Annotated in this window: 6 protein-coding genes and 1 pseudogene; 4 read left to right on the top strand and 3 right to left on the bottom strand. The window is 65.6% G+C overall.

Features of this window, described 5'->3' with window-relative positions; all coding sequences use genetic code 11:
• Positions 1-145: 145 nt before the first annotated feature.
• From AC1VWL_RS18745 to AC1VWL_RS18735, 3 genes are all read right to left on the bottom strand, one after another.
• Positions 146-739 carry a thioredoxin family protein gene (locus AC1VWL_RS18745; RefSeq protein WP_481615081.1) on the bottom strand — a complete coding sequence of 198 codons (594 nt, stop codon included), beginning with the start codon at positions 737-739 and terminating at the stop codon, positions 146-148.
• Positions 740-750: 11 nt separating this feature from the next.
• Entirely contained in the window at positions 751-2259 is a 1509-nt protein-coding gene (locus AC1VWL_RS18740; protein ID WP_481510586.1) for a peptide MFS transporter, read from the bottom strand.
• 205 nt (positions 2260-2464) lie between these two features.
• Entirely contained in the window at positions 2465-3325 is an 861-nt protein-coding gene (locus tag AC1VWL_RS18735) for a tryptophan 2,3-dioxygenase (RefSeq protein WP_282271794.1), read from the bottom strand.
• Between the two features lie 439 nt (positions 3326-3764).
• Here AC1VWL_RS18735 and pdhA point away from each other — a divergent pair, with 439 nt between their 5' ends.
• The 4 genes and pseudogenes from pdhA to AC1VWL_RS18715 all read left to right on the top strand — a co-directional run bounded on the left by pdhA (position 3765) and on the right by AC1VWL_RS18715 (position 7876).
• Positions 3765-4853 (top strand): pyruvate dehydrogenase (acetyl-transferring) E1 component subunit alpha, encoded by a 1089-nt coding sequence (pdhA, locus tag AC1VWL_RS18730; RefSeq protein ID WP_282273229.1) that lies wholly within the window; start codon positions 3765-3767, stop codon positions 4851-4853.
• Positions 4846-5925, top strand: a complete 1080-nt coding sequence (locus tag AC1VWL_RS18725) for an alpha-ketoacid dehydrogenase subunit beta (protein ID WP_482987681.1) — start codon at positions 4846-4848, stop codon at positions 5923-5925. The genes pdhA and AC1VWL_RS18725 overlap by 8 nt, the downstream gene beginning before the upstream one ends.
• A 1-nt stretch (position 5926) precedes the next feature.
• Complete coding sequence (locus AC1VWL_RS18720; protein WP_282273232.1) at positions 5927-6280, top strand: SH3 domain-containing protein; 354 nt, start codon at positions 5927-5929, stop codon at positions 6278-6280.
• Positions 6277-7876 (top strand): annotated as a pseudogene (locus AC1VWL_RS18715) (dihydrolipoamide acetyltransferase family protein). Before AC1VWL_RS18720 ends, AC1VWL_RS18715 begins: the two are co-directional and overlap by 4 nt.
• The last annotated feature ends 256 nt before the right edge of the window (positions 7877-8132 follow it).

Genomic DNA, 8132 nt, shown 5'->3' with positions numbered 1-8132 from the left:
GCCGGGGCTTGGGTGGCATGGCTTTGTACCTTCGTCTGGTTGTTGTTTTTTCCCCCCGTGTCCTGTGTTTGGCGCGCCACTACAAGGAGCCAAACAAAAAAAACGGCGCCTTCCGGCGCCGTTTTCGTTCAAGCACATCGCAGGCTTACTTCGCCGGCGGTGCCCATGCTTTCAGGAAGGCATCGAACTTGGCGCGGTCGTAACCCTTGCCCTTCTCCAGATCGCCGGTGAACTGCGAGTGCAGCAGCTGGCCTTCTGCATCCAGCACGAACAGATGCGGATAGGCCTTGATCTCCGGGAAGCGCGCAAGGAACTCGGCGTTCTCGTTCTCTTCGCTGTAATTGACCTTCATCCACACGTAGTTGCCATCGCGGAAGCGACGCAGCTCCGAATCACCTTCCATGAAGGCGTCCAGCAGGTGGCACCAGGAGCACCATTCGCCGCCCACATCCAGGATGATCCGCTTGCCACCACGCTGGGCCTCGACCTTGGCCGTTTCCAGGTCCGCGACCGGGTCGCGGGCCGGGTCGAACTGCGCGTTGAGGCCGGCCACCGCAGCGATATCCGCTGCGGTGGGGGTGTTGCCCGATGCCACCGGCTGGCTGGTATCAGCCACCGGCGCCTTCTGTTCGGACGTATCCAGCGGCTGCACCGTTTCGGGCTTGGCGGGCGGCGGTTGATTGCAGCCGGCCAGCGCCACGGTGAGCAACAGGGGAAGCATTCCGAACAGCAGTTTCATCGCCTGACTCCTTACTTCACGCCGTGCATGAGCTTGTTGATCAGCGGAGCGACCAGGAACAGCACCACGCCCGAACCCACCAGGGCCCAGAAGCCGAAGGTGTAACCGGACTGTGCCGATGCCACGGTCATGCCGCCTTCGCCGCTGACCTTGCCGGCAAAGATACCGGCCAGATTGTTACCAATGGCAATCGACAGGAACCAGCAACCCATTGCCATGCCGGCCAGACGGGTCGGTGCCAGCTTGGTGGTCATCGACAGACCGATCGGCGACAGGCACAGCTCACCGATGGACTGGATCACGTACACCGCGAACAGGGTCCAGAACGGGATCTTGCCGGCATCGTTGACCATGCTCGACAGGGCCACCATCAGCAGCAGGAAGGCCAGGCCGTTGAAGATCAGGCCCAGGCCGAACTTGCGCGGAATCGACGGATTGGCCTTGCCCATCTTGACCCACATCCAGGCCATGATCGGCGCACACACGATGATGGCCACCGAGTTGACCGACTGGAACCACTCCAACGGGAAGGTCCAGCTGCCGAATTCGCGGTTGACGATCTTGTCGGCAAGGAAGGTGAACGAGCTGCCGGCCTGTTCGAAGAACATCCAGAACAGCACGTTGAACACGAAGATCACCAGCATGGCGATCACCTTGTCACGCGCGACCGAGCCACTGCGGATGCCTTCCACCAGCAGCATCAGCGCCGGCACGATGAACAGCGTCATCAGGATGGCCTGCAGCGCATTGGCATCGATGGTCAGCAGGAAATAGAACACCGGGATGCCGATCAGCAGGCCCAGCGCCGCCACCAGTCCGACGCGGCCCAGGCTCTTCTGGCCTTCTTCCGGCAAGCCAATGCCCTTGAGCTGGCTGCGACCGAACCAGAACCAGATCAGGCTGGCCACCATGCCGATGCCCGAGGCGATGAACACCCACTGGTAATGCGGGTCCTGCTCGGTGCCGAAGACCATCTTGGCCAGCGCACCGGTGATGACCGGGGCCAGCAGCGCACCGATGTTGATGCCCATGTAGAAGATGGTGAAACCGGCATCGCGGCGTGCATCACCCTGCACGTACAGCTTGCCCACCATGGTCGAGATGATCGGCTTGAACAGGCCGTTGCCGACGATGATCGTGGCCAGGCCGAGCTTGAAGATCACTTCGCTGGGCGAGACCAGCATGAACAGGCCGATGGCCATGAACAATGCGCCCAGCAGGATGGAGCGCTGGAAGCCGACCAGCTTGTCGGCGACGTAGCCACCGAAGATGGCACCGGCATAGACCAGCGCCAGGTAGGCGCCGTACAGCTCGGCTGCAGGCTTTTCGCCCGACGCCAGGCCGCCCTGGAACTGCGCGACGATGTACAGCACCATCGCCCAGCGAATGCCGTAGAACGCAAAGCGCTCCCAGAATTCGGCCATGAACAGCATCCACAGTGGCTTCGGATGGCCGAGGATGGTCTTGAACTCCGGCACGGGCGCCGGGGTTGGTTCGGAATTCGGCGCGGCAGCGCTCATGCGGTGTCCCCTGATCGAAATGGGCAATTACAGAAAGTCGGCCGGAACCGGCGCGACGGGCGAGGATCACAGAAGCGTCGGCTTCACGTCAAATACATACTGCTGCAACCAACCGCTGCGCCAGGCTTGGGCCAGCCGCTTCCAGGCGGGCCCATGATGCGGTGCAAGCCGCTGAATAGGCTGGATTTTCAACCCCGGCAGGGGCTCAGGCGTCGCCGCGGATGGTGGTACGCACTTCGAACAGCTCGGGGAAGAAGGTCAGCTCCAGCGCCTGCCGGAGGAAACCGACGCCGCTGGAACCGCCGGTACCGCGCTTGAAACCGATCACCCGCATCACCGTGCGCATATGCCGGAAGCGCCACAGCTGGAACTGGGTCTCCAGGTCCACCAGGTCCTCGCACAGCGAGTACTCACGCCAGTAGCGGTCGGTGTCCTGGTAGATGTTCTCGAACACCTGGCGCAGCGCCGGGTCGCTGATGTGCGACTGGGTCCAGTCATGGCCTTCGTAGGCCGCCGGGATGGCATGGCCGAAGCGCGCCAGGTAGGCCAGGAACTCCTCGTACAGGCTGGGCGCTTCCAGCACCTCACGCAGCTGCGCCTGCCCTTCCGGGTCATGGGCAAACACGTTGAGCATGTCGGCGTTCTTGTTGCCCAGCAGGAATTCGATATAGCGGTACTGCAGCGACTGGAAGCCCGAGGACGGACCCAGCACGTCGCGGAAGCCCATGTACTCGGAGGGCGTCAGGGTCTCCAGCACCGCCCACTGCTCGGTCAGCAGGCGCAGCACCTGCTTGGCCCGGGCCAGCACCTTGCGGCACTGCCAGACCTCATCGCGCTGCATGTGGCCGCGCGCCGCGCGCAGCTCATGGGCCAGCAGCTTGAGCCACAGCTCCGAGGTCTGGTGCTGGATGATGAACAGCATTTCGTCGTGGTGAGGCGGGTTGGACAGCGGCTGCTGGGCCGACAGCAGCTGGTCCAGGCGCAGGTAGCCGCCGTAGGTAAGCCGGCCCTGCAGGTCGGTATGGATACCGGCTTCGAGCTCACGCTGGTTCTTTTCTACGGTCATCGGCCTGGCCATCGGATGGGGCCGCAAGGGTAACGCAGGCCACGCCATCTGCCCCTCCCTTTTGCCGCAGGCAAACGGGTCTGTAGTGCCGACCCATGGTCGGCAAGGGGGTTTATCGGTAATGCCTCTGCCGACCATGGGTCGGCACTACCCCCCTCCCTTTGCCGAAGGCAAGGGGAGGGTTGGGGAGGGGTGCTCTGGATCTTGCTCCCGCGCAAACGGAATCGAAACACGCGCAAACCCAAGCAGCGCGACAATGTGCCGTTCCTGTTGTCACAGACTGAATACGTTGCAATTGCTCGCCCGAGTCGAGCTGCGCGGAACAAAGCTGGCCTTTGCCCGGTCAATCTTGTTGCGGCGCAGGACGGCTTTTTCGGACTGAGTCCTTACCATGCGTAATTCCTATCATTTGAAACCATCTGTCCAAGGTGTTGCTGCAATGACGGTTTCCGCCCAGTTCCAAATCGATTACCTGCAGTACCTGGATGCCGACGGCAACCTGGTACGTGAAGACCTTCCCGCCTCGCTGCGTGAGCCGCGCTCGCTGCTGCCGATGTTCAAGCAGATGCTGGCCACGCGGGTGTTCGACACCAAGGCCGTGGCGCTGCAGCGCACCGGCAAGCTCGGCACCTTTGCCTCCTGCCTGGGCCATGAAGCGGCCCACGTCGGCATCGGCGCGGCCATGAAGAGCGGCGACGTGTTCGCCCCCAGCTACCGTGAGTACGGCGCCATGTTCATGCGCGGCGTGCGCCCGCGTGACGTCCTGATGTACTGGGGTGGCGACGAGCGCGGCAGCGACTACGACCGCGACAGCGATGCGGTCCGCGACTTCCCCATCTGCGTACCGATCTCGACCCAGTGCCTGCACGCGGCCGGTTCGGCGCTGTCGTTCAAGCTGCGCAACATGCCGCAGGTCGCGGTCAGCGTCTGCGGTGATGGCGGCAGCTCCAAGACCGACTTCTACGCCGCAGTGAACTCGGCCGGCGCCTACAAGCTGCCGCTGATCCTGTGCGTGGTGAACAACGGCTGGGCCATCTCGGTCCCGCGCTCGGCCCAGACCGGCGCTGAAACCCTGGCCCAGAAGGGCCTGGCCGGCGGCCTGTTCTGCCTGCAGGTGGACGGCAACGACCTGATCGCGGTGATGGCGGCGATGGAACAGGCGCGCGAGCGCGCCCTGTCCGGCCAGGGCGGCACGGTGCTGGAACTGCTCACCTACCGCCTGTCCGACCACACCACCGCCGACGACGCCCGCCGCTACCGCGACGACGCCGAAGTGAAGTCGGCCTGGTTGAATGAACCGCTGATCCGCCTGCGCAAGTACCTGACCGCGCGCGGCGTGTGGAGCGAGGAAGAAGAAAAGAACTGGATCGCCGAGTGCGGCACCCGCGTCGACGAGGAGGTCAACGCCTACCTCAACTGCCCGGTGCAGCCGGTCGAGGCCATGTTCGACTATCTGTATGCCGATCCGCCGCCGGACCTGCTGGCGCAGCGTGCTGCCGCCATCGCCCTGGAGCAGCGCCATGGATGACATCAAGCGCAATGCTGCCGTCACCTCGGCCAGCCACGATCACGGCGTCGCGCACAGCGCGGCGAGCAACAGCGGAGACACCCCGATGACAGCTACCCCGATCACCCTCATCGAAGCCGTCACCCAGGCCTTGGCCTGGGAAATGGAACACGACCCGTCGGTGTTGGTGCTGGGCGAGGACGTGGGCGTCAACGGCGGTGTGTTCCGCGCCACCGCCGGCCTGCAGCAGCAGTTCGGCCCGGAGCGCGTGCTCGACACCCCGCTGGATGAAACCACCATCGCCGGCCTCACCGTCGGCCTGGCTGCGCAGGGCATGAAGCCGGTGGCCGAAGCCCAGTTCGATGGCTTCGTCTACCCGATGGTCGATCACCTGATCTGCCACGCCGCACGTCTGCGCAACCGTACCCGTGGCCGCCTGCATTGCCCGATGGTGCTGCGCGTGCCGTGGGGCGGTGGCATCCGCGCACCGGAACACCACAGCGAAGCCAACGAAGCCATCTTCACCAATGTGCCGGGCATGCGCGTGGTACTGCCGTCCAGCCCGCAGCGCGCCTACGGCCTGCTGCTGGCCGCCATCCGCGAGCCGGATCCGGTGATCTACATGGAGCCCAAGCGCATCTACCGCCAGTACAAGGAAGTGGTCGTCAATGACGGCGAGGCACTGCCGCTGGACGTCTGCTTCGTGCTGCGTGACGGCACCGACGTGACCCTGGTCACCTGGGGTGCACAGGTCAAGGAAGCGCTGGAAGCCGCCGACAAACTGGCCGGCGAAGGCATCAGTGCCGAAGTCATCGACGTAGCCACGCTGCGTCCGCTGGATTTCGCCACCATTGCCGAGTCGGTGGCCAAGACCGGCCGCTGCGTGATCGTGCAGGAAGCGCCGAAGACCGCTGGTTTTGGCGCCGAAATCGCCGCGCGCCTGGCCGAAGAGTCGATCTACGACCTGCTGGCACCGGTCGAGCGCGTTGCCGGTTATGACACCCACATCCCGTTGTTCCGCCTGGAGATGAAGTATCTGCCCAGCGTGGAGCGGATCGTGACCGCCGCCAAGCGTGCGGTCGCGGTGGGCTGACATGCTGGCACGCTTGATTGGCAGCTACCGCAGCCAATACCGCAATCCGCTGCAGTTCCGGACCGGGCAGATCGTCGAGCTCGGTGTACGCGACGAGGAATGGCCGGCCTTCGCCTGGGTGAAAACCAGCGAAGGCAGCGCCGGCTGGGCGCCGGTGGCCTGGTTGCAGGTATTGGACGATGGCCGCGCCGAGGCGCTGCGCGATTACAGCGCACGCGAACTGGACGTGGACCGGGGTGAGCAGGTACGACTGCATCACGAACATGGTGGCTGGTGGTGGTCCGAGCGCGCCGATGGCGCGCAGGGCTGGCTGCCGGCGCGCGAACTTGAATTGCTGGAAGAGAAACTCACATGAGCCAGACCAAGAATTTCAACCTGCCCGATCTGGGCGAAGGCCTGCCGGACGCGACCATCGTTGAGTGGTTCGTCAAGGAAGGCGACGTGATCAAGCTCGACGAGCCGCTGGTGGCCATGGAAACCGCCAAGGCCGTGGTCGAAGTGCCCTCGCCGTACTCCGGCAAGGTGCTGAAGCTGGCCGGCGGCGCTGGCGACATTGTTGTGACCGGCCACGTGCTGGCGAGTTTCGAGCTCGACCCCAACCTGCCGCAGCGCGCGGAAGGCCAGGACACCGGCCATCACCACGGCGCACCGGCCGAAGCCGCGCCCGCGCCTGCCGCAGCCCCGGCACCGGTCGCTGCCGCCGAACGTGCCGACGAAGGCACCGTGGTCGGCGCAATGGTCAGCTCCAATGCCGTGCATACCGAACAGGCCGTGGCCGTCGGTGGTGTCAAGGCGGTGCCGGCCGTGCGTGCGATGGCCCGCAAGCTGGGCGTCGATCTGGCCCGCGTACGCGCCACCGGCGCCGAAGGCGCGGTGACGATGAATGATGTGAAGCAGGCTGCGGCAAACCCGTCCGCCCTGCTCCCCTCTCCCACCGGGAGAGGGGCTGGGGGTGAGGGTCCGCCCTCCATCGCAGCTGCCGCGGCGGCGGGGCCCCCCCCCGCCCGCGGGGGGGGGGGGGGCAGGGCGGGGGGCCGCCGGGGGGGGGGGGGGCGGGCCCGGGCTGCTAGCCCCGCGCGGGGCCGCGGGGGGGGGGTGTCGGTATATTGCTCGTCCGGGGGGTGGCCCACCCCCGCCCCCCGGGCCCCCCGCCCCCCCGGGGGGGGGGGGGGGGGGGGGGCCCCCGACCTCCATCGCAGCTGCCGCACCCTCTCCCCAACCCCTCTCCCAGGGGGAGAGGGGCTCAAGTGCTCGCACCCCACTGTCTGCTGCGGGCAAGCCGATGCGTACTGCCCCTCCGGGTGTGGTCGCCAAGGGCCAGCCGGAACCGCTCAAGGGCGTGCGCCGCAACATGGCGCGGGTGATGGCCGATGCGCACAGCAAGGTCGTACCGACCACGCTCAGCGACGACGCCGACATCCATGCATGGGCGCCGGGCAACGACATGACCTCGCGTCTGGTCCGTGCCATCGTCAGCGCCTGCCAGGCGGTGCCGGCAATGAATGCCTGGTTCGACGGTGACAACCTCACCCGCACCCTGCATGCCCAGGTCGACATCGGCATCGCCGTCGATACCGACGACGGCCTGTTCGTGCCGGCCCTGCGCAATGCCGACATGCTCGATGCGCGCGGCGTGCGCGAGGGCATCAACCGTCTGCGCCAGCAGGTGGAAGACCGCACGATCGCACCGTCGGAACTGAGCGGCTACACCATCAGCCTGTCCAACTTCGGCATGTTCGCCGGCCGCTATGCCACCCCGGTAGTCGTACCGCCGTGCGTGGCCATCGTTGCCGCCGGCCGTGCCCGCTTCCAGGTCACCCCGGTGATGGGCGGCATTGAAACCCACAAGGTCATCCCGTTGTCGGTCACCTTCGATCACCGCGCCTGCACCGGCGGCGAAGCGGCGCGCTTCCTGCGCGTGCTGATCGATGATCTGGCGAAGATTCACTGATAGTTTTGTTGGTAGCGTTATTTGGGGCCCGCAGCGATGCGGGCCTTTTTTTGGCTTGGCGTTTGCCCTGGGTTTGCTTGTGACCTGCTTTGGGTTTGCTTTGGGTTCGCTTGCTAGAAGCTTCCCCTCACCCCAACCCCTCTCCCGCAGGCGGGAGAGGGGCTAGCAATGCGTCGGCTCGTAGTGCACTAGCCCCCTCTCCCGCAGGCGGGAGAGGGGCTCGGACCGCTCGCGCTCGCAGTGCACTAGCCCCTCT

The organism is Stenotrophomonas sp. STEN063, from assembly GCF_056854515.1.
Note: the sequence above shows the minus strand (reverse complement) of the source record. Positions and strands in the feature narration are given on the sequence as shown.